This window comes from Paracoccus sp. SM22M-07 (assembly GCF_001887735.1).
In the GTDB taxonomy this organism is placed as follows: domain Bacteria; phylum Pseudomonadota; class Alphaproteobacteria; order Rhodobacterales; family Rhodobacteraceae; genus Paracoccus.
Map to the genome: position 1 here is coordinate 359,236 of NZ_JPKW01000004.1, position 21,957 is coordinate 381,192.

Below are 21,957 nucleotides of genomic sequence, written 5' to 3' on the forward strand. Positions count from 1 at the left end.
GCGGATCAGAAGAAGCCAAGCTTCTTGGGGCTGTAGCTGACCAGCATGTTCTTGGTCTGCTGATAGTGGTCCAGCATCATGCGGTGGTTTTCGCGCCCGATGCCCGACTGCTTGTAGCCGCCGAAGGCCGCATGGGCCGGATAGGCGTGATAGCAGTTGGTCCAGACCCGGCCCGCCTGGATGGCGCGGCCAAAGCGGTAGCAGGTGTTGGCATCGCGCGACCAGACGCCCGCGCCAAGGCCGTAAAGCGTGTCATTGGCGATCGACAGCGCCTCGTCATGATCCTTGAAGGTGGTCACGGACACGACCGGGCCAAAGATCTCCTCCTGGAAGACGCGCATCTTGTTGTGGCCCTTGAAGACCGTCGGCTTGATGTAATAGCCGCCCGACAATTCGCCGCCATGATCGGCGGTTTCGCCGCCCGTCAGGATCTCGGCGCCCTCTTTCCGACCGATGTCGAAATAGGACAGGATCTTCTCCTTCTGCTCGCTGGATGCCTGGGCGCCGATCATCGTGGCCTCGTGGCGCGGATCGCCCTGGACGATGGCCTCGACCCGCTTCAGCGCCTTTTCCATGAACTGGTCATAGATCTTTTCGTGGATCAGGGCGCGCGACGGGCAGGTGCAGACCTCGCCCTGGTTCAGCGCGAACATCACAAAGCCCTCGATCGCCTTGTCGAAGAAATCGTCATCCTCGCGGGTGACATCCTCGAAGAAGATGTTGGGGGATTTGCCGCCCAGTTCCAGCGTCACCGGAATCAGGTTTTCCGACGCGTATTGCATGATCAGCCGGCCGGTGGTGGTTTCCCCGGTGAAGGCGATCTTGGCGATGCGCGGGTTGCTGGCCAAGGGCTTGCCGGCCTCCAGGCCGAAACCGTTCACGATGTTCAGCACGCCCGGCGGCAGGATGTCGGCGATCAGTTCGGCAAAGAGCATGATCGTCGCCGGGGTCTGTTCGGCGGGCTTCAGCACCACGCAGTTGCCGGCGGCCAGTGCGGGCGCCAGCTTCCAGCAGGCCATCAGCAGCGGGAAGTTCCAGGGAATGATCTGGCCCACGACGCCAAGCGGTTCGTGGAAGTGATAGGCGACGGTGTCGTGGTCGATCTCGCTGATGCCGCCTTCCTGGGCGCGCAGGGCACCGGCGAAATAGCGGAAATGGTCGACGGCCAGCGGCAGGTCGGCGGCCATGGTTTCCCGGATGGGCTTGCCGTTGTCCCAGGTTTCGGCGGTGGCCAGCAGCTGCAGGTTCTGTTCCATCCGGTCGGCGATCTTCAGCAGCGCGTTCGACCGTTCCGTGGTCGAGGCCTTGCCCCAGGCGTCCTTGGCCTTGTGGGCGGCGTCCAGCGCGGCCTCGATGTCATCGGCGTTCGACCGGGCGATCTCGCCGATGGCGGCGCCGGTGATGGGGGTGGTGTTGGTGAAATACTTGCCCGATTTCGGCGCGACCCATTCACCACCGATGAAGTTGTCGTAACGGGCGGCAAAGGGCATCACGCCCACGCCCTTGAATTCATGCGTCTGGTCGTTCGGCATCGGTTTCCTCCTTGGGGTGTCTTCCCGGATCTCCCCATCCGGGTATGCCCCAAGGCTGAGCCGCGCAGCGATTCGCGGCAACGGGTGATCATCGCCGCGGCGCAGAAGGTGTATCAGCGGTGGGACAGTCAGCCGTGGTTTTCGCTGATCCCCAGCCGCGTCATGCGCCGGTACATGGTCGCCCGCCCGATCCCCAGGGCCCGCGCCGCCGCCGAGACATTGCCCTGCGCCCGCGCCAGCGCCCGGATGACGGCCGCGCGTTCGGCGCGGTCGAAGCCCGTCAGGTCGTCCTGGCGGCCCAGCAGATCGGCGGCGGGACGCGGACGGATGCGCCCCTCGCGTTCCAGACCCAGCATGCGGCGGGCGGCCCGCGTCGCGCCGATGGCCAGGTCGTCCTTGTCCACCGCCAGCAGGACCGCCGCATCGGGGTGATCGTCCGAGGCCACCACGATCCGCGCATCCGGAAAGCTGGAACGGAAGAACATCGCCTCGATCCCGCGCGCCGTCTGCGCCACCTGCGCCGAGATCAGCCGGTTATAGCGTTCCGTCTGGTCGGCGCGCGCGCTGCTGACATCCAGCGCCGCCAGCAGCCGCCCGTCGGGGCCCCAGATGGGGGCGTCCATGCAGGACATGCCGGTGTTGCGGGTGCGGAAATGTTCGTCGCGATGGATGGTGACCTGCCGCCCCTCGGCCAGACAGGTGCCGATGCCGTTGGTGCCCTGCGCGGCCTCGGACCAGTCGGCGCCGCGCCACAGACCCCATTCGCGGAACTGCGCCGCATCGCCATCCGACACGCGTTGGTCCAGCACCACCCCATGCGCGTCGGTCAGCAGCACGTTGCAGCCCGACAGGCCGACCAGATTGTAAAGCTGGTCCAGCTGCGGACCCGCGACATGCAGGAACGCCTGCATCGCCTGGTGGCGCTGTCGCAGTTCGGTGGCCGACAGCCGGTCGGGCGTGCGGTGATCACCGGGATCCAGCCCGTGCTTCATCATCGACCGCCGCCAGGATGCGGCCAGGGCCGATGTGGCGCTGCGCGATTGCGATTGCTCGGCGACCAGATCGGCGTGGTTGCGTTGCATCATGTTCCCCCTCCCAAGGTGGGGGAACTATAACAGAGTTTCCGGGGCGCGATGCAGAACTTTGGTCGCACCCCGGAGGGGTCCTCAGCGGACCGGGCCTTCCGGCTTGATGATGCCGTCGGTCGGGGCCTGACGGTCGTCGCCCGCAGGCGTGCTGCCCATGCTGCCCGAAGGCGTCGTGCGCGGCTGATAGGGCGGCAGGTCGCCGTCACGATACAGCAGCGACTGCCCGTTGTGGAACAGGTGCAGCGCATCGGGATCGGCGGTCAGGCGCACCTTGCGCCCGTTCAGGCCCGGATGGATGCCCGGCAGCTTGGCGATGATCGGCACCGTTTCGGCATTGGTCCCGAAATAAAGCAGCGTCACCTCGCCCAGGGCCTCAGTCAGATCGACGGTGCCCTCGAACAGCGCATCGCCATCGGCCTCGCGCATGTCCTCGGGGCGGACGCCCAGGTTGACCTGCATGCCCTGATCGCCCTCGCGCGTGGGGATGGCGACCCGGGCTTCCAGACCACCCTCCAGCGCGACGGTGGTGACGGGGCCGACGGTCTTGACGCGGCCGGGCAGCAGGTTCATCGCCGGGCTGCCGATGAACTGGGCCACGAATTCATTGACCGGGCGTTCATACAGCTCCAGCGGCGCGCCGACCTGGGCGATGCCGCCACCGGCCAGCACCACGATGCGATCGGCCAGCGTCATCGCCTCGGTCTGGTCATGGGTGACATAGATCATCGTGCGGTCGGGCATGGATGCCTTCAGCTGCGCGATCTCGATCCTTGTGGCGACGCGCAGGGCGGCGTCCAGGTTCGACAGCGGTTCGTCGAACAGATAGACCTGCGGATCGCGCACGATCGCCCGGCCGATGGCCACCCGCTGGCGCTGGCCGCCCGACAGCGCCTTGGGCAGGCGGTCCAGATAGGGCGTCAGCTGCAGCATCTTGCCCGCGCGGTCGGTGGCGGCCCTGATCTGGTCCTTGGACTGGCCCGCGATCTTCAGGGCAAAGGCCATGTTGTCGCGCACCGTCATGTGCGGATAAAGCGCATAGGACTGGAACACCATCGCGATGCCGCGCTGGCTGGGGGGGATGTCGTTGACCACCCGCCCCGCGATCTGCAGTTCGCCAGCCGTGATCTGTTCCAGCCCCGCGATCATCCGCAGCAGGGTCGACTTACCGCAACCCGAAGGGCCGACAAAGACGATGAACTCGCCCGACCTGATATCCAGGTCGATGTCCTTCAGCACGCTGACATCGCCATAGGACTTGGCGAGGCTGGTCAATTTGAGGTCGGCCATTTCGGTTCTCTCTCCCTTATCCTTCGATGATCTGGACCTGCCACGGCATCAGCCCGGCCACCTCGTCTTCCGAGAGGTTGGCCCGGATCAGCAGGGTCTGCTGGTCGTCTGCGCGGCGGAACGACAGGACCGGACCCTCGGACCTGATGTCGGTCATGCTGCCGCGACGCAGGGCGCTGTGCTTGTTGCGCAGTCCGATCGCCCAACGGTAGTGGTGCAACATGGACTGGGCGTCGGCTTCCTGGCCGACCACGGTCCGCTGCAGATGCGGATGCGGCACCGGCAGCCAAGGCTGGCTGGTCGAAAAGCCGCCATTCACACCCATGTCCCAGACCATCGGCGTGCGACAGCCGTCGCGACCCTTGAACTCGGGCCAGAACTCGATGCCATAGGGGTCGCGCAATTCATCGAATTTCAGCTCGGCTTCGGGCAGGCCCAGTTCCTCGCCCTGATACAGACAGACCGACCCGCGCAGGCACATCAGCACCGTGGCATAGGCCTTGGCCGCCTGATCGGTCAGGTTCCAGCGGCTGATATGGCGCACCACGTCATGGTTCGACATGGCCCAGCACGGCCAGGCATTGGGCGCGGTCGCCAGCAGGCCCTCGAAGACCTCGACGATGCGGCTGGCCGGCAGGTTGTCGCCCGACAGGAAGTCGAAGACATAGGACATCTGCACGCGCCCCGGCACGCCGGTATATTCCTCCAGCAGTTCCAGCCCACGTTCGCTGTCGCCGATTTCGCCGACGACCGACGCGCCATAGGGCACGATCACCTGGTTCAACCGCTCCAGGAAGACCGGGTTCTCGGGCTGGGACTTGCTGTAGCGGTGGCTCTGGTGGTTATAGGGGTTCACGGCCGGTGCGGTGTCGGCCTTGCGCAGTTCCGGCGCCAAGGGCGGGTTGTCGCGCAGCTGTTCGTCGTGGAAATAGAAGTTGATCGTGTCCAGCCGGAAGCCGTCCACACCCTTTTCCAGCCAGAACTTCACCATGTCCAGCAACGCGTCCTGCACCTCCATGTTGTGGAAGTTCAGGTCGGGCTGCGAGTTCAGGAAGTTGTGCAGGTAATACTGTTCGCGCCGCGCATCCCATTGCCAGGCACTGCCGCCAAAGATCGACAGCCAGTTGTTGGGCGGCGTTCCGTCGGGCCTGGGGTCCGACCAGACATACCAGTCCGCCTTGGGGTTGTCGCGGGTGGCGCGGCTTTCCTTGAACCAGGGATGCTGGTCCGAGGTATGCGACATCACCAGGTCGATCATCACCTTCAGGCCCAGTTCATGCGCCCGTTCGACCAGCCATTCGAAATCGTCCATCTTGCCGAAGATCGGATCGATGCCGCGGTAATCGCTGACATCATAGCCGAAATCACGCATCGGAGAGGTGAAGAAGGGCGAGATCCAGACCGCATCCACGCCCAGTGACGCGACATAGGGCAGGCGCTGCGCGATCCCGGTCAGATCGCCGATGCCGTCCCCCGTCGTGTCCTGAAAGCTGCGCGGATAGATCTGATAGATCACGCCGCCCTTCCACCAATCCGTCTTCATTTCCGTCAATTCATCCACCTTTCACTGACCCGGCCAGCAATCCGCGGACCAGGTATTTCTGCATCGCGAAGAAGACCGCCAAGGGCACCGCGATAGAGATGAACGCCGAGGTCGCCAAGATCTCCCATTCACCTCCGCGCGATCCCATCAGCTCTCGCAGCAGGCCGGTCATCACCAGCTGTTCGCGCGTATTGCCCAGAAAGACCGTCGCGACCAGCAGGTCGTTCCAGACCCACAGGAACTGGAAGATCGCGAAACTGGCCAGCGCCGGGAAGGACAGGGGCAGGATGATGCGACGGAAGATCTGGAACTCGGTCGCGCCGTCGACGCGCGCGCTTTCGATCACCTCGCGCGGCAGGCCGACCATGTAGTTTCGCAGCAGATAGACCGCCAAGGGCAGGCCGAAGCCGGTATGGGCCAGCCAGATCCCCAGATAGCCCTTGCCGATGCCCAGGTCGTTATGCATCCGCAGCAGCGGGATCAGCGCCACCTGCAGCGGCACGACCAACAGGCCGACCACGCAGGCCGTCAGGATCGCGCGGCCCGGAAACCGCATCCATGCCAGCGCATAGGCCGCGAAGGCCGCGATCAGGATCGGGATCACAGTCGCCGGGATGGTCACCGTCATCGTGTTCATGAACGCTCGACCCAGACCGCCCGCCGTCATCACCCTGGCATAGTTGTCGGTGGTGAAGCTGGGGGGCGATTCCGTGGTGGTAAAGATCCGCTCGCCGCGCCGCATGTCGAAGGGCTGGGCCGAGGTCATCTGATAGCGGCCATCCTCGGCCACGGTCAGGTTGACGCCCGGCTCGATCTCGACGGTGTCGCCGGGCGCGTTGGCATCGGGGGCGCGGGCGCTGGTGCCCCAGGACACCAGTTCCTGCGTGCCTTCCAGCGCGCTGCCCTCGATCACGTAGAGCCCGTCGCGCTGGACCTGGTCATCGGTCGTGCCCGACCGCACGAAGCCGGTCTGCACCGACCCGGAAAACGACTGCCACCATCCCGAGGTCGAGATCTGGTCGCGGTCGCGAAACGAGGACACGAACAAGCCCAGCGTCGGGATCGTCCACAACAGCACCAGCAGGAAGGCGGCAAGATTGACCGCCCAAGCCAGCGACGATTTCTGTCCGGCCATGCCTTCCATCAGCGAACCTCCTTGCGGGCGTTGTAGATGTTCCAGACCATGATCGGGGTGACCAGGATCATCAGCACGATGGCGATGGCCGATCCGCGCCCGTAATCGGGCGTGCCGCGGAACATCCAGTCATACATCAGGTTGGCCAGCACCTGCGTGCCCCACTGGCCGTTGGTCATCACAAACACGATGTCGAAGACCTTCAGCACGACGATGGTGATTGTGGTCCAGACGACGGCGATGGTGCCCATGATCTGGGGCACCTTGATCTTGAAGAAGACCTGCAGGGGGGATGCGCCGTCCAGCACGGCGGCCTCGATGGTTTCCTCGGGGATGCCGCGCAGGGCGGCCGACAGGATCACCATGGCGAAACCGGTCTGGATCCAGACCAGCACGATCATCAGGAAGAAGTTGTTCCAGCCGGGCAGCGTCAGCCAGATCTGCGGCTCGCCTCCGAACTGGGTCACGATCCAGTTCAGAAGGCCGATCTGGGTTTCGCCGGATGCGCGATATTCATAGATGAATTTCCAGATCACGCCCGCGCCGACAAAGCTGATGGCCATCGGCATGAAGATCAGCGACTTGCCGATATTACCCCATTTCAGCCGGTCGGTCAGCTGCGCCGCCAGCAGGCCGAACAGCGTCGCCAGCGCCGGCACGACCAACAGCCACAGCATGTTGTTCAGCATCGATTCGCGGAACTTGGCGTCGCCCATCAGCCAGACATAGTTGTCGACGCCCACGAATTGCGACCCGTCCGAATTGAACAGCGACCGCCACAGGCTGTCGAAGACGGGATAGACCAGGTACATCCCCAAAAACAGGATGGCCGGCCCCAGGAACAGCCAGGGCCTGATCTGGCCGGCGCGGCGGATGTTGTCGCCCGCCTTTTCACCCTTGGCGGGATAGATCCGGTCCAGCAGCCAGTTCGACCCCCAGAACCATGCCACGCATCCGAACACCCCGATGGCGATCGTGCTGACGGCCAACCACAGCAGTTCCATGTCCTACCCCCCTTGGTCACAAAGGGCGCGACAGCCTGGTGCCGTCGCGCCGGTCGGTTCCTGCCGCGATCAGTTCAGCGACGCCCAGGTGTCCTGGATGCGGTCCGCGACCTCCTGGGCGGACGCGCCGCCCACGAAATCGATCATGCCGGTCCAGAAGGCGCCCGCGCCGATGGCGCCCGGCATCAGGTCCGACCCGTCAAAGCGGAAGACGGTGGCGTCCAGCAGGATCTCTCCCATGCGGCGGACGGTCGGGTCGTCATAGGCTTCGACATTGGCGCCGGTGAAGGGCGTCACGAAGCCCTGCTGCGCCATCCAGATCTCGTGCGCGGCGGGGGTTTTCAGGAAGTCGACGAAGGCCATGGCGGCCGGGTTGTCCGACAGGACCGCGAACATGGTGCCGCCGCCCAGAACGGGCTGGCCCAGATCGCCTGAAGCGGGCGCGGGCATGTAGAAGAAATCGGCATCTTCGCCCACGATGGTCCCTTCGGGGAAGAAGGTCGTGATGAAGCTGGCCTGGCGATGCAGATAGCAGGCGGGCGGGCTGTCGAACAATCCGGCCGGGCTCTCGCGGAAATCGGTCGAACTGACGGCCCCGACGCCGCCCGCGACGTGATCGGGGTTCTTGGCGAACCAGCCGAATTCCTCGATGGCCGCCACGACCTTGGGATCGTTGAACGGCATCTGGTTGGTGGTCCAGGCGTCGTAATCCTCGGGGGTGGCGGTGCGCAGCATCAGGTCCTCGACCCAGTCGGTGGCGGGCCAGCCGGTCGCGCCGCCCGATCCCAGGCCGATGCACCAGGGCGTCTCGCCCTCCTCGGCGATCTGCTGGGTCAGGGTCTTCAGATCCTCGTAGGTTTCGGGAACCTCATAGCCGGCATCCTCGAAGTTCTCGGGGACGTACCAGACCAGCGATTTCACGTCGGCTTTGTAGGGGAAGGCGAACAGCTGCTCGGTGCCGTCCTGATCGGCATAGGTGCCCAGCGCCGCCCAGCTTTCGCCGGCAGCGTAATTGTCCTTCAGCCACTGCGCGGTTTCGTCACCCAAGGGGCGCAGGAAGCCGCGCTTGGCCAGGTCGGCGGCCAGCCCCGGCTGCGGAAAGACCGCCATGTCGGGGGGCGATCCGGCCTCGCTGTCGATGACGATCTGCTGTTCGAAGCTGTCGGAACCGGAATAGTTCGCCTGCGCCCCGGTCGCCTCGTTGAAATAGGCGATGACCGACTGGAACAGCTCCTGGTCGCCGCCAAGCCACGGCCCCAGAATGTTGAAGCTTTCGCCTTCCAGACCGGGATGGGCGGCCTTGAATTCGTCCAGGCTGGCCCAGTTGATGCGGTCGTCGCTGCCCGGTTCGATCACCAGTTCAGCCTGCGCAAAGCCAGCACCCAATGCGATGATGGCGGCGGTAGTCAGCAATGTTTTCTTCAAGTCGTCCTCCCTGAACGCTGCGGGCCTTGCGGCGGCCCTTTGCCGTGAACATTCGACAGATTCACCGATGCTGTCAAACGCTTATCATTCCCACTCCAGTTCCTTGTAGGCGGCGGTGGCATCGCGTGCCACGGTCATGTCGAAGGAATTCCACGATGTCGCAAAGGATTTCAGATCGTTCGCGATCATCGGAACGGCCTTGGACATGGGAATACCTTGGGCGATGCGGCTTCGCGCAGCCTCTGCAAGCGCTTTCAAAAAATCCTCCTGGGGCTGATGCGCCAGCGCCCAGTCCGCGGTGGGTTCGCCATGCCCCGGCACGATCAGCCGCGCCCCGTCCGCAGGGTCCCCCTGCAACCATGAGAGCCATCCCGAAAGCGATCCGTCAACCACCGGCGTCAGGCCGCGAAAAACAAGGTCGCCCGTGAAGAAGGTTCCCGTCGTCACATCCAGCGCCGTCAGGTCGTTGTCGGTATGCGCCGAAGGCCAGGCCTGCAGCCGGATGGGCCGCCCGCCCAGGTCGATGCCGTCGCGATCCGTGACCCCCATCCGGGGCAGCGCGACCCCGGTGCCGATCCATTCCGACGGCGGAAACAGGCGCTGCAGGTTTTCCAGATAGGTGCCGGCGCGGTATTGCAGCCCGTTCGACATGGCGTGATGGGCCACGATGGTGGCGCCCGCCTCGGCCATGACCTCGGCGCCCAGGACGTGATCGGGATGCATGTGGGTCAGGACCAGATGGCTGATCGGCTTGTCGGTCATCCGCCGGATCGCGACATACATCGCCTGCCCTTGCGCCCGCGAGACGCCCGCATCGATGACGGCAAGGCTGTCGCGCCCCTCGATGACGCCAAGATTGGCGATGCGGCCATCGGGGGATTGTTCCATCTGCACGGGATCGCCCAGGAACGCGTGGATGCCGGGACGCAATTCGGTCAGGGGCGCGGCGGGCAGATCGGCATTGTCGACACAGTCGGGGCTGTCACCCCGCAGCTGCGGACGGCCGTCCAGCCAGTCATCCGCGATTCGCTGCATCCGCGACATGCACTGGTGCCGCGTCGCGGCATCCCCCGCGGGCAGCAGCACAGGTGCGCAATCAGAGGGGGCCGCAGCCAGACAGACGTTCACAATCAGATGAAACATGCCCGAAAAATCCAGTAATTTCACGATCCGCCCGCATCGGACCTAACCTTAAGACTTTTGTCGGGTTGATTCATCCTGCCCCTGATCTACATTTGAATCCAGTCGCCTTCGATGTGGCGGACCTGACATGAAGGAGGATATGTGAATGGCCTGGAAGAAACCGACACTGACCGAGATCGCCTGCGGCATGGAAATCAACATGTATGCGCCGGCCGAGGACGAACCCGTCCTGTTCTGAGCCTTGCCTAACCGGCAAAGTGACGGCCCCGTCCGATTCCGTCGGACGGGGTCTTTTTCATCAAGCGGGGTCTGATGCGGATCATCATCTTGGGGGCGGCGGCCGGTGGCGGCCTGCCCCAGTGGAATTGCGGATGCGACAATTGCAACGCGGCGCGCGCGGGGCGGATACCCTCGCTGACGCAAAGCTCGGTCGCGGTCAGCGCGGACGGGCGGGATTGGGCGATCCTGAACGCATCCCCCGACATCCGCATGCAGCTGGCCGCGACCCCTGCCCTGCATCCCACCGGCCCGCGCGACATGCCGCTGCGGTCCGTCCTGGTCACGAATGGCGATATCGACCATGTGGCTGGTCTGCTGACGCTGCGCGAAAGCCAGCCCTATGACCTGTTCGCGACGCAGGCGATCCATGATGCCTTGGCGGCCAATCCGATGATCGGCGCCCTACGCGCCGATCTGGTGCCGCGCCGGACCGTGGCGCTGGACCGGACCATCGACCTGGCCCCCGGCCTGACAGCCACGCTGTTCGCGGTGCCGGGCAAGGTGCCGCTGTATCAGGAACAGGGCGAGGTTCAGACCGGCCTGATGGGCGAGACCACGGTCGGTGTCGAACTGAAGGCCGGGGCCAAGCGCGCCTTCTACATCCCCGGTTGCGCCGACATGCCCGACTGGCTGAAGGCCCGGATCGACGGCGCCGATGCGCTGCTGTTCGACGGCACCCTGTGGGAGGATGACGAGATGATCCGCATGGGCCTGGGCGTCAAGACGGGTCGCAGGATGGGCCACATGGCCGTGACCGACACGATGACCGCGCTGGATGGGATGTCCATCGGGCAGCGGATCTTCGTGCATATGAACAATTCGAACCCCCTGACCGACCCCGACAGCGCGCAGACGGCCCAGGCCCGCGCGCAGGGTTGGCAGGTGGGTCGCGACGGAATGGAGATCTTGCCGTGAAGGACATCCAGAATCAGGCGCAATCGCGCCAGGATTTCGAGGCGCGGCTGCGCGCCATCGGGGCCGAGCGATATCACGACCGCCACCCGTTCCACGCCCGCCTGCATGGCGGCGACTGCACCCCCGACGAGGTCCGGGCCTGGGTCATCAACCGTTGGATGTACCAGTCGCGCATCCCCATGAAGGACGCGGCCTTCATGTCGCGCGTTGACGATCCCGACCTGCGCCGCGCCTGGCGCAAGCGGATCGAGGATCATGACGGCGGCACGACCGAAGGCGGCGGCATCCGTCGCTGGCTGGCCCTGGCGCAGGCCGTGGGGCTGGACCCCGACTATGTCGCATCGGGCGTGGGCATCATGCCGGCGACGCGCTTTGCGGTCGATGCCTATGTCCGCTTCGTGCGGGACATGCCGCTGCTGGACGCGGTCGCCGCCAGCCTGACCGAGCTGTTCGCCCCCAAGATCCATGCCCAACGCATCGAAGGGCTGCTGGCCCATTACGATTTCGCCGATGACAGCAGCCTGGCCTATTTCCGCAAGCGCCTGACCGAGGCCCCCGACGACGTCAAATTCGGCCTGGATTACGTGCTGACCCATGCCGACACCCGCGAAAAGCAGGATGCGGCGGCGGCGGCGCTGATCTTCAAGACGGATGTCCTGTGGGCGCAGCTGGATGCGCTGTGGAACGGCTATGTCATGGGCAACACGCCGCCGGGCGCGTGGCAACCGGGCGAAGGAATGCTGTCATGACCGCACTGATCACCCCCGACGACGTCCCCTATCTGCCGCGCGGCGTGCGGTTGGAGAATGACCAGCTGCGCAACATCCGCGTGCTGCAGGCCCCCGAACGCGCCATGCAGCTGGACCAGATCGGCGATGCCATCCTGGGCGAACTGGACGGCGCACGCAGCCTGGCGCAGATCACACGGGATCTGGCCGCTCGCTATGACGCGCCGGTGGAACAGATCGAGGGCGATGTCCGCGACTTTCTGACCGGGCTGATCGAAAGGCGCATGGTCTTCCTGCGGGACATCACATGAAGGATCTTCCCGCACAGCCCCGCGACCTTGACGGCAACACCGTGACCCCCGGCCTGCCCATGGCGATGCTGGCCGAGATCACGCATCGCTGCCCACTGGCCTGCCCCTATTGTTCGAACCCGGTCGAGCTGATCCGCGCCAAATCGGAAATCACCGCCGATGACTGGGGCCGCGTCTTTCGTCAGGCGGCGGCACTGGGCGTGTTGCAGGTCCATATCTCGGGCGGGGAACCGGGCGCCCGGCGTGACCTGGCGCAGATCGTGGCCCATGCGCGCGACGCGGGGCTCTATGTGAACCTGATCACCTCGGGGATCGGCATCACCCGTGACCGGCTGCTGGAACTGGACGCGGCGGGGGTCGATCACGTCCAGCTGTCGCTGCAGGGCATCCGCCCCGACATGGCCGACCGCATCAGCGGCCATCCGGGGTCCTGGGACAAGAAGATGGGCTTTGCCGATTGGGTGACCGAAATCGGTTTTCCGCTGACCATCAACGCCGTCGTGCACCGCCAGAACATGGACCGCCTGCCCGACATGATCGCGCTGGCTGAACGTCTTGGCGCCCGCCGGATCGAGGTGGCGACCGTCCAGTTCCACGGATGGGCCGAGCTGAACCGCAAGGCGCTGATGCCGACCCGCGACCAGGCCGAAACGGCGCGCCGGATCGTCAACGAGGCCCGCATCCGCCTGCGCGGCAGGATGGTCATCGATTACGTCCCCGCCGATCACCATGCCATCTATCCCAAGGCCTGCATGGGGGGCTGGGGCTCGCTTGGCCTGAATGTTGGGCCGGACGGCACGGTCCTGCCCTGCCACGCCGCGCAATCGATCGACTGGATGCGCTTCGAGAACGTGCAGGACCGCAGCCTGTCGGATATCTGGCACCTGTCGGACAGCTTCAACGCCTTTCGCGGCACGGAATGGATGCCCGAACCCTGCGCCAGCTGCGAGCGGAAAACCGTGGATTTCGGCGGCTGTCGGTGTCAAGCTATGGCCTTGGCAGGTGATGCGCGGGCAACCGACCCGGTCTGTTCCAAGTCACCACTTCATGCGCAGATCGTCCGGCGGGCCGAGGAGGATGCGGCCGCCGACACGACCGAGTTCGTCTATCGGCGCATGTCAAAGGGAGGATAGGACATGAAGCCTTGGCTGATCGCCGCCGCGCTTGCGCTGGCCACGCCCCTCTGGGCTCAGGGCACGCCACCGGACAACCCGCTGCAACCCTCGCCCACATGGGAGGACATCCGCGAATCCGTCGTGGGTCTTGCGACCGAACCGCCCGTCGATCCGGGGGTGATCGACCTGACCGCGCCCCATCGCGCCAACGACCCGGCCATCGTGCCTGTGCGGCTGATCCAGCCCCAGGACGCGCCGCCGGTGACCGCGGCGACGATCGTGATCGATGAAAACCCGGCGCCCGTCGCCGCGGAATACACCTTCGGCGATGCGCTGATGCCGCTGGATTTCGAAATGCGCGTTCGTGTCGACCGCTATTCCGACCTGCGCAGCATCGCCACGACCGCCGACGGATCGCGGGTCATGGCGGGGCGCTTTGTCAAGGCGGCGGGCGGCTGTTCGGCCCCGGCGGGCAAGAACATGGCCGAGGTGACGCGCACCATGGGCCAGATGCGCTGGCGGACCGCGACCGAGGACGGGCGCGACATCGGCACGCTGATGATTCGACACCCGAACTTTTCGGGGTTGCAGCGCGATCAGTACACCTTGCTGAACATCCCCGCCCATTTCATCGACAAGCTGGAAGTTCGGCAGGGGGACCGGGTGCTGTTCACGATGGCGGCGGGCATCTCGGTCGCCGAGGACCCGGTCTTCCGTTTTGCCTATCAGGATGACGGTCGGCCGATCCATGTCCATGTCGAAGATACCGAAGGCAACGTCTGGGACGAAACCTTCCAGCCGGTCAGCGGCTAAGCCCCAAGGACCAATCGCGGGTCATGCGACTTAGGTCGCGCCATGACGCTTGCTTTATGTGCAACCTTACCTAAACTGACCTTTCGGACGGGACGCCTCGAGGAGGAGGCACCGCCGAAAACCAGGGAGGAATGCCATGACCGCAGCCGCCATTCAGGCGCGCCCTGCGCCGTCACCGCGACCCACCGCCGACCAGGTCCGTGAAATCCTGATCGTCGATGACCATCCGTTGATGTGCGATGCGCTGGCGCTGACTTTGAAGATCAGCTTCGGATTGAAGAATGTCCGCACGGCCCGCAGCCTGGCGGCTGCCGTCGAACAGATCCGGACGCAGGGCGCGCCCGATGCCGTGATCCTGGACCTGAACCTGCCCGATGCCCGCGGTGCCGAAGGCATCGTCACCCTGCGTCGGCAACTGCCCGACGTGCCCATCACGATGATCTCGGCCGATCTGGAAGGGGCGATGATTTCGGCTGCGATGGCGGCGGGCGCACAGGGTTACATCAGCAAGTCCCTGTCGCGCGAGGCGCTGGTCGACAGCCTGCGCCGCATGTGGGAGGGCGAGCATGTCACCCCCGAGGGATATTGCCCGGAACTGGACGGGGCCGAGGATCAGGCACGGGCCGAACTGGCCCGCCGCTTTGCCTCGTTGACACCGCAGCAGATGAAGATCCTGCGGCTGATCTGCAAGGGCAAGGCCAACAAGGAGATCAGCTACGAGCTGTCGATCGCCGAGGCCACGGTCAAGACCCACATCACGGCGATCATGTCCAAGATCAACGCACGCCGTCGCACGCAGGCGGTGCTGCTGGCCAATTCGATCCGGCTTTTCGAGGCTGGGTGATGCATACCGACCCGGCGGCGAAGGAGGGCGCATCCGGGCCGGTGGCCGTGCAGGCTGACCGCGGCGGGGCCGATCTGGTCCCGACCCTGCTGGACGGCCTGCGCGGCATCAATCCCGCGCTGGTGCTGCTGTTCGGGGCGCAGGGACAGCAGCTGGCGGATCTGGACGCCGCGTTGCGCGACCACCTGCCCCCCGATTGCGTCATCACCGGCTGTTCATCGGCCGGAGAGATCGGTCCACAGGGCTATTCCAGCGACAGCGTGGTGGCCATCGGCTTTCCGGCGACGCAGTTCCGGGCGCGGGCGATGGTGCTGCCCGACATCTCGGCGCTTCCGGTGTCGGACTGGCTGGCGGGGCTGCGGCACATGCACCGGGCCTTTCGCCCCGATCCGCGGCGCAATCTTTTCGGTCTGCTGCTGGTCGACGGTCTTTCGGGACAGGAGGACGCGCTGGTCGCCACCTTGGACGCGGCCCTGCCATCGCTGCCGGTGATCGGGGGGTCGGCGGGCGACGGGCTGGATTTCGAACGCACCTCTCTGTTGGCGCAATCGCGGGTGATGTCCAATGTCGCGGTCTTCATGCTGGTCGAGACGGATCTGGACATTTCCGAGGTGACCTTCGCCCATTTCAGCCCCACCCCGATCCGCGCCGTGGTCACCGCCGCCATTCCCGAAAAGCGGCGCATCCTGGAACTGAATGCCGAACCCGCCGCGCTGGAATATGCGCGGCTGGCCGGGCTCAGCCCCGACAGGTTGACGCCGTCGGAATTCGCGCGCCACCCGCTGCTGCTGCGCATGGGCCGCCGTCACCATGTCCGCGCCATCAGTGCCGTGACCGAGGATGACGGCCTGTCCCTGCTGTCGGCCATCGATATCGGCACCGTGCTGACCCTGGGGCGGGCCGAGGACATGACCCAGGGGTTTTCCGACGCGCTGGACGCCCTGCCCCGCCCACCGTTGATGGTTCTGGCCTTCGACTGCATCCTGCGACGGCTGGCGCTGGAACGCGCCGGGCTGACCGATTGCATGTCGGCCATGTATCGCCGCTATCGCATTGCCGGGTTCAACACCTATGGCGAACAGCATTGCGGCATGCATGTGAACCAAACCTTCGTGGGACTGGCCTTCATGGCCCCCGAGGCCGGGGACAGCGATGCTGCGTGACGACGACACCCCCGCGCGCCAGGTCCAGAAACTGGACCGCATCAATGCCGTCCTGATCGACCGCATCGACCGGCTGGAGGAATCGCGCGGATCGGCCTGGTCGATGTTCCAGGCCGCCGTCGCGCTGGAGCAGGAGGTCCTGGCCCGCACCCGCGACCTGGAACGGGCGATGACCGACCTGTCGCAGCGCAACCGCGAACTGGCCGTGGCCCGCGCCTCGGCCGAAGAGGCGAACCGGTCCAAGACCCGCTTCCTGCGCGCGGCCAGCCATGACCTGTTGCAGCCCTTGTCGGCGGCGCGGCTGTTCCTGTCGGCGCTGACCGACACGCCCATGGACGATCATCAGACCGAGCTGACCAACAGGCTGGGCAGCGCCTTTGAATCGGTCGAACAGCTGATGCACGCGGTGCTGGACATCTCGCGGCTGGACAGCCAGCGGATCGAATTCAACCGCCAGCCCGTCCCCTTGGGCGATCTGTTCCGGAGGCTGGCCGCCGAATTCGCGCCTCTGGCCGAGGCCAAGGATCTGCGACTGGGGTTCCGCCCGACCGATCTGGTCGTGGAAAGCGATCCGGTCTTTCTTCGGCGCATTGCACAAAATCTTGTATCGAACGCCATCAAATATACAAACAAGGGCGGGGTCATCGTCGGCGCAAGGCGACGGGGTGGCATGTGCTGGCTGACCATCCATGACACGGGGATCGGCATTCCGGCCGTGGATCGAAACCGCATCTTCGACGAATTCCAGCGCCTGACCCATGATCAGGCGACACCCGGCATGGGCCTGGGCCTGTCCATCGTCCGCCGCGCCTGCGCCAAGCTGGGCCATCCGATCAGCTTCAGTTCGGAAGCGATGCGGGGCACCACCTTCCGCGTCGGCCTGCCCCTGGTCCACGCCCGCGAGGCCAAGCCCGACAAGCCGACCGATGCCGCCATCCTGGCCCTGCGCGGGCGGGTCGCGCTGGTCGTCGAGAACGATCCCGACATGCGCCGCGGCTATGAGATGATCCTGCGCGACCGTCTGGGTATGGTTCCCCGCATCGCCGGCGGCACGGCCGAGGCGCTGGCCACCATGGGGGACGAGCCCCCCGACGTCATCCTGGCCGATTACCACCTGGAAAACGGTGATACCGGCGTCGCGGCCATCGAGGCGTTGCGGGCCGCCTCGGATCGTCCTGTCACCGCCGTCATGGTCACCGCCCATCGCGACGCGATCATCGCGCGAACCTGTTCGGCGATGGGGGTGCATCTGCTGGAAAAGCCCGTCCATCCCCACGAGCTGGCCGAGATGCTGGGCCGGCTTCTGGCCTAAGACCAAGGGTGGACAGGACCGATTGCGGGGCTTGCGATCCCCGCCCACTGCCCCATCATGGCCCCACGTTTGGGAGGACGAGAGATGATGAAACGCGCCATTGCCATTGCCCTTTGGGCAGCCCTTTCGATTCCTCAGGCCGGGCTTGCCGCCGAGGCGGGCGATGCGGTCTTTTCCGAACGCGGTCCGTGGGATCTGGGGCAGGAAGCCCTGGAATGGCAGATGACCGTCGAAGGCCCCGCCGCCGAAGGGTTCCGCCCGACCGCCGATAGCCGCCTGATCCTGAGCCAGATCATCGACCCTTCGGATCAGCAGCCGGTGCTGCAGCTGCAACAGCAGGGCGATACGGCGAACCGCAAGATCGGGCCCTTTCCGATTTCGGCAGGCGACCCGGTGCTGACCTATTTCCTGGAAGAGACCGTGAGCGACATGGCCGCCCTGACCGGGGGCAGCCCGCATTACATCCGCAACCGGATGAAGGATGCCATCTTCCGCGGCGGAGAGATCACCGAACAGGATGGCCGCAAGGTCGCGACCTTCCAGCCCTTCGCCCAGGATCAGAACGCCGCCCGGATGAAGGGTTTCGATTCGCTGACCCTGACCTTCGTCATGGATGACCCCAAGGACCCGATCCGCGAATTGCGCGCCGCCACCGACCAGACCCCCGGCTATCGCAATACGCTGGTGCTGCAATGAGGGTTTTCGCCGCCGGATGCGTCGCCCTGCTGGCCTGGCCGGCGGCGGCGCAGTCGGTGAACGATTACCCCACCAATGCCCGGGTCGAATACGTGACCACCTGCATGGCCACCAACGGCAACACGCGGGAAATGCTGGACCGCTGTTCCTGCGCCATCGACCGCATCGCCGAAATCCTGCCCTATGAGGGTTATGTCGGGGCCGAAACCATCCTGCGCATGCAGCAGACCAATGGCGAAAGGTCCTCGATGTTCAAGGGGATGGCGCAGATGAACGAAACCGTCGCCACCCTGCGCCGCGCCGAGGCCGAGGCCGAGATCATCTGTTTCTGATCGCCAGCCTCAGCCCAGGCCCAGCCCGATGCCCGCCCCTGCCGCCAAGGCCAGCACGGCCACCAGCCACAGGGGCACGGCGGGCTTGGGCTGGACGACGGTCAGGCGGGCTTCCTCGGGGTGGGCGCGTTCCCACAGGGCCTGTTCGACGATGCGCGGCAACAGCGGGCCATAGCGGCCGATGGTCTGCGCCACATGCGACAGATCCCGCAGGGCCGCCTTGGGGCCGATGCTGCCCTTGATGTAATCCGACACCACCGGCTTGGCCGCGTCCCAGATGTTCAGCTGCGGGTCCAGCGAACGCGCGACGCCTTCGACCACGACCATGGTGCGCTGCAGCAGGATCAGTTCCGTCCTTGTGGGCATGCCGAACCGTTCGGTCACCTCGAACAGATAGGACAGCAGGTTCGCCATGCTGATGCGGCTGGCATCGGCGCCGAAGATCGGCTCGCCCACGGCGCGCAGGGCGCGGGCAAAGGCGGCCTCGTCCTGGTCGCGAGGGACATAGCCCGCCTCGAAATGCACCCGGGCGACGCGACGATAATCGCGCTGGATGAAGCCATAGAGGATCTCGGCATAGACGCGGCGGGTATATTCGTCGATCTCGCCCATGATGCCGAAATCATAGGCGATGACATCGCCATTGGCCGCGACCTTCAGGTTGCCGTGATGCATGTCGGCATGGAAGAACCCGTCGCGCAGGGCATGGGACAGGAACAGCTGGATCACCCGCCGTGCCAGGTCGGTCGTGTCGTGTCCCGCCGCGATCAGCGCCTGCGGATCGCCCATCGGCAGCCCTTCGGCCCAATCGGCGGTCAGCACGCTGCGCGAGGAATAGGCCCAATGCGGCATGGGGATCTGAAAGCCCGCGTCCTGCGCGGTGTTTTCCGCGAATTCGGATGCGGCCGCCGCCTCCAGCCGCAGGTCCTGTTCGCCCATGACCGTGTGTTCGAAATGGTTGACCACGTCGCGGGGGCGCAGGCGGCGCGTGCCGGGCGACAGGATCTCGATGATGCGGGCGCCGAAATGGAAGGCGTCGATGTCGCGTTTGAAGGCGGCGCCGATGCCGGGGCGCACGACCTTGACCGCGACCTCGTGACCGGTGTCGCGCAGGCGGGCGCGGTGGACCTGGGCGATCGAGGCCGCCGCCACCGGTTCGGAAAATTCCGAGAAGATCTGGTCGACGGGGCGGCGCAATTCGGCCGCGATGGCCTGCTTGGCGATGGGGGTCGGGAAGGGCGGCAGGCGGTCCTGCAGCATCCGCAGCTGCCCGGCCAGTTCCGGCCCCACCACGTCGGCGCGGGTCGAGAGGATCTGCCCGAACTTGATATAGGCCGGCCCCAATGCGGTGATCGCCCGCGTGATCGGCGGCAGGTTCGGATCGCCCTTGTAGCCCAGCCAGCGGAACGGCCAGCCCAGCACCCTGGCGGCGACGCGCAGCCGGACGGGGGCTTCGACCGCGTCCAGCACGGCCTCCATCGCGCCGGTGCGCTCGAACGTGGCGCCCGTGCGGATCAGGCGCAGGATGTTGTGGGGGCCGCGCATGAAACTACAACTTCCAGCCGGAATGCAGGGCCGCGATGCCCATGGTCAGGTTGCGGTACTGAACCCGCCCAAAGCCCGCATCGCGGATCATCTGGGCAAAGGTTTCCTGGTCGGGGAAGCGGCGGATCGATTCGACCAGATACTGATAGCTGTCGCGATCGCCCGTCACCGCCTTGCCCATCGCCGGGATGACGTTGAAGCTGTAGCGGTCATAGGCCCATTGCATCGCCGGGACGGGGATCTGGCTGAATTCCAGCACCATCAGGCGACCGCCGGGTTTCAGCACGCGGTAAGCCTCGGACAGGGCATCGGGGATGCGGGTCACGTTGCGGATGCCGAAGCTGATCGTATAGCGGTCGAAGGTCGCATCCGCGAAGGGCAGCGCCATCGCATCGCCCGTCACCCATGCCAGCCGGTCGGCCTTGTCCACCGCATCGGCGCGCTTGCGCCCTTCGACCAGCATGGATTCGGTCATGTCGCAGACCGTCACCCGGCCGTGCGGCGCCCGGTCCAGAAACCGGAAGGCCACGTCGCCCGTGCCGCCCGCCACGTCCAGCAGGTGCTGACCCTCGCGCGGGGCCAGCCAATCCATCATGGCCGTCTTCCACACGCGGTGGATGCCCACGCTCATCAGGTCGTTCATCACGTCGTATTTCGACGCGACGCTGGAAAAGACCTCGTGGACCATGCCTGCCTTGGCATCTTCGTCCACGGTCTGGAAACCGAAATGTGTCGTCTTTGAATCCGTCATCACGCTTGCCGTTTACCTGTTCCATCGCCAGATAAGTCCGGCCAGCCGCTGGCACAATGACCGCGATGCGCCACGGGTGCAATGCGACGAAAGGAACCCGATTGCCCGAACTGCCCGAAGTCGAGACCGTCCGCCGCGGCCTGCTGCCCCATCTGGAGGGCGCCCGCATCGCCCGCGCCGAGGTCCGCCGCCCCGATCTGCGCTGGCCGATGCCGCCCGACCTGGTGCAGGTGATGACGGGTGCCACCGTGACCGCATTGCGGCGTCGGTCGAAATACCTGCTGGCCGATCTGGACCGTGGCGGCACGGTGCTGTGGCATCTGGGCATGTCGGGGCGGATGCTGGTCGAGGGCGCGGGCCTGGCCGGTTTCCACCGCGATCCGGGCATCATCGCGCGCCACGATCACGTGGTTCTGACCACCGATGCGGGCACCACCATCACCTTCAACGACGCGCGCCGCTTTGGCATGGTGGACCTGATCCGCGACGGCGCGGCGCATCCGCTGCTGGACCATCTGGGGCCGGAACCCTTCGATCCGGTCTTTACCCCCGAATACCTGGCCGCGCGCCTGGCGGGTCGGCGCCTGCCCATCAAGCAGGCGTTGCTGGACCAGCGCATCGTGGCGGGCCTGGGCAACATCTATGTCAGCGAATCCCTGTGGCGGGCGGGGATCGATCCGCGCCGGGCCTCGGGGCGGATCGGGGCGGCGCGGCTGGCGGCGCTGGTCGGCCATATCCGCGACGTCCTGTCGGATGCCATCGCGGCGGGCGGGTCGTCCTTGCGCGACCATCGCCAGGCCAGCGGCGAGCTGGGCTATTTCCAGCACAGCTTCCGCACCTATGACCGCGAGGGGCAACCCTGCCTGCGGGACGGATGCGACGGGACCATCCGGCGCATCGTGCAGTCGGGGCGGTCCAGTTTCTACTGCCCGGCCTGCCAACGCTGAACGCTTGGATTTCCCGCGTCCAAGCTGATAGGACTTGTGCCAATGCAAA

At 65.7% G+C, this 21,957-nt stretch carries 22 protein-coding genes; 12 read left to right on the forward strand and 10 right to left on the reverse strand.

What is annotated here, in order from left to right:
- Positions 1 to 5: 5 nt before the first annotated feature.
- From adh to IE00_RS08700, 8 genes are all read right to left on the reverse strand, one after another.
- Positions 6 to 1,532 carry an aldehyde dehydrogenase gene (gene adh / locus IE00_RS08665; RefSeq protein WP_072296676.1) on the reverse strand — a complete coding sequence of 509 codons (1,527 nt, stop codon included), beginning with the start codon at positions 1,530 to 1,532 and terminating at the stop codon, positions 6 to 8.
- A gap of 128 nt (positions 1,533 to 1,660) precedes the next feature.
- Entirely contained in the window at positions 1,661 to 2,617 is a 957-nt protein-coding gene (locus IE00_RS08670) for a GAF domain-containing protein (protein ID WP_240493829.1), read from the reverse strand.
- Between the two features lie 81 nt (positions 2,618 to 2,698).
- Entirely contained in the window at positions 2,699 to 3,907 is a 1,209-nt protein-coding gene (locus IE00_RS08675; RefSeq protein ID WP_083554195.1) for an ABC transporter ATP-binding protein, read from the reverse strand.
- A 16-nt stretch (positions 3,908 to 3,923) separates the two neighbouring features.
- Complete coding sequence (locus IE00_RS08680) at positions 3,924 to 5,450, reverse strand: alpha-amylase family glycosyl hydrolase (RefSeq protein WP_072296886.1); 1,527 nt, start codon at positions 5,448 to 5,450, stop codon at positions 3,924 to 3,926.
- Positions 5,451 to 5,460: 10 nt separating this feature from the next.
- On the reverse strand, positions 5,461 to 6,594 hold the full coding sequence (locus IE00_RS08685) for a carbohydrate ABC transporter permease (RefSeq protein WP_072296677.1): 1,134 nt from the start codon (positions 6,592 to 6,594) through the stop codon (positions 5,461 to 5,463).
- Complete coding sequence (locus IE00_RS08690) at positions 6,594 to 7,589, reverse strand: carbohydrate ABC transporter permease (protein ID WP_072296678.1); 996 nt, start codon at positions 7,587 to 7,589, stop codon at positions 6,594 to 6,596. The genes IE00_RS08685 and IE00_RS08690 overlap by 1 nt, the downstream gene beginning before the upstream one ends.
- A gap of 69 nt (positions 7,590 to 7,658) precedes the next feature.
- Positions 7,659 to 9,014 carry an ABC transporter substrate-binding protein gene (locus tag IE00_RS08695; protein ID WP_072296679.1) on the reverse strand — a complete coding sequence of 452 codons (1,356 nt, stop codon included), beginning with the start codon at positions 9,012 to 9,014 and terminating at the stop codon, positions 7,659 to 7,661.
- Positions 9,015 to 9,098: 84 nt separating this feature from the next.
- Positions 9,099 to 10,157 (reverse strand): quinoprotein relay system zinc metallohydrolase 2, encoded by a 1,059-nt coding sequence (locus IE00_RS08700; RefSeq protein WP_072296680.1) that lies wholly within the window; start codon positions 10,155 to 10,157, stop codon positions 9,099 to 9,101.
- A gap of 145 nt (positions 10,158 to 10,302) precedes the next feature.
- On the opposite strand from IE00_RS08700, the gene pqqA reads away from it, so the two are divergent.
- The 11 genes from pqqA (at position 10,303) to IE00_RS08755 (ending at position 18,665) form a co-directional block, all read left to right on the forward strand.
- The gene (gene pqqA / locus IE00_RS08705; protein WP_072296681.1) at positions 10,303 to 10,395 is read left to right on the forward strand and encodes a pyrroloquinoline quinone precursor peptide PqqA; all 93 of its coding nucleotides are present in this window, start codon (positions 10,303 to 10,305) and stop codon (positions 10,393 to 10,395) included.
- A 74-nt stretch (positions 10,396 to 10,469) separates the two neighbouring features.
- On the forward strand, positions 10,470 to 11,351 hold the full coding sequence (pqqB, locus tag IE00_RS08710; RefSeq protein ID WP_072296682.1) for a pyrroloquinoline quinone biosynthesis protein PqqB: 882 nt from the start codon (positions 10,470 to 10,472) through the stop codon (positions 11,349 to 11,351).
- Positions 11,348 to 12,100 carry a pyrroloquinoline-quinone synthase PqqC gene (gene pqqC, locus IE00_RS08715; protein WP_072296683.1) on the forward strand — a complete coding sequence of 251 codons (753 nt, stop codon included), beginning with the start codon at positions 11,348 to 11,350 and terminating at the stop codon, positions 12,098 to 12,100. The genes pqqB and pqqC overlap by 4 nt, the downstream gene beginning before the upstream one ends.
- Entirely contained in the window at positions 12,097 to 12,390 is a 294-nt protein-coding gene (gene pqqD, locus IE00_RS08720) for a pyrroloquinoline quinone biosynthesis peptide chaperone PqqD (RefSeq protein WP_072296684.1), read from the forward strand. The genes pqqC and pqqD overlap by 4 nt, the downstream gene beginning before the upstream one ends.
- Positions 12,387 to 13,523, forward strand: a complete 1,137-nt coding sequence (gene pqqE / locus IE00_RS08725; protein WP_072296685.1) for a pyrroloquinoline quinone biosynthesis protein PqqE — start codon at positions 12,387 to 12,389, stop codon at positions 13,521 to 13,523. Before pqqD ends, pqqE begins: the two co-directional genes overlap by 4 nt.
- Before the next feature lie 3 nt (positions 13,524 to 13,526).
- A complete protein-coding gene (locus IE00_RS08730; RefSeq protein WP_072296686.1) occupies positions 13,527 to 14,318 on the forward strand; it encodes a quinoprotein dehydrogenase-associated SoxYZ-like carrier in 792 nt (263 codons plus the stop codon).
- A gap of 136 nt (positions 14,319 to 14,454) precedes the next feature.
- On the forward strand, positions 14,455 to 15,162 hold the full coding sequence (locus tag IE00_RS08735) for a response regulator transcription factor (protein ID WP_072296687.1): 708 nt from the start codon (positions 14,455 to 14,457) through the stop codon (positions 15,160 to 15,162).
- Complete coding sequence (locus IE00_RS08740) at positions 15,162 to 16,325, forward strand: FIST N-terminal domain-containing protein (protein ID WP_072296688.1); 1,164 nt, start codon at positions 15,162 to 15,164, stop codon at positions 16,323 to 16,325. The genes IE00_RS08735 and IE00_RS08740 overlap by 1 nt, the downstream gene beginning before the upstream one ends.
- A complete protein-coding gene (locus tag IE00_RS08745; protein ID WP_072296689.1) occupies positions 16,315 to 17,637 on the forward strand; it encodes a hybrid sensor histidine kinase/response regulator in 1,323 nt (440 codons plus the stop codon). Before IE00_RS08740 ends, IE00_RS08745 begins: the two co-directional genes overlap by 11 nt.
- Before the next feature lie 87 nt (positions 17,638 to 17,724).
- On the forward strand, positions 17,725 to 18,333 hold the full coding sequence (locus IE00_RS08750) for a hypothetical protein (protein ID WP_072296887.1): 609 nt from the start codon (positions 17,725 to 17,727) through the stop codon (positions 18,331 to 18,333).
- Positions 18,330 to 18,665, forward strand: coding sequence for a hypothetical protein (locus IE00_RS08755; RefSeq protein WP_072296690.1), 336 nt, complete (start codon positions 18,330 to 18,332; stop codon positions 18,663 to 18,665). Before IE00_RS08750 ends, IE00_RS08755 begins: the two co-directional genes overlap by 4 nt.
- Positions 18,666 to 18,674: 9 nt before the next feature.
- Here the strand turns inward: IE00_RS08755 and ubiB are convergent, their stop codons facing one another.
- Complete coding sequence (gene ubiB, locus IE00_RS08760; protein ID WP_072296691.1) at positions 18,675 to 20,210, reverse strand: 2-polyprenylphenol 6-hydroxylase; 1,536 nt, start codon at positions 20,208 to 20,210, stop codon at positions 18,675 to 18,677.
- A 4-nt stretch (positions 20,211 to 20,214) separates the two neighbouring features.
- Positions 20,215 to 20,961 carry a bifunctional demethylmenaquinone methyltransferase/2-methoxy-6-polyprenyl-1,4-benzoquinol methylase UbiE gene (gene ubiE / locus IE00_RS08765; protein WP_072296692.1) on the reverse strand — a complete coding sequence of 249 codons (747 nt, stop codon included), beginning with the start codon at positions 20,959 to 20,961 and terminating at the stop codon, positions 20,215 to 20,217.
- 101 nt (positions 20,962 to 21,062) lie between these two features.
- On the opposite strand from ubiE, the gene mutM reads away from it, so the two are divergent.
- Positions 21,063 to 21,908, forward strand: a complete 846-nt coding sequence (mutM, locus tag IE00_RS08770; RefSeq protein ID WP_072296693.1) for a bifunctional DNA-formamidopyrimidine glycosylase/DNA-(apurinic or apyrimidinic site) lyase — start codon at positions 21,063 to 21,065, stop codon at positions 21,906 to 21,908.
- Positions 21,909 to 21,957 lie beyond the last annotated feature (49 nt).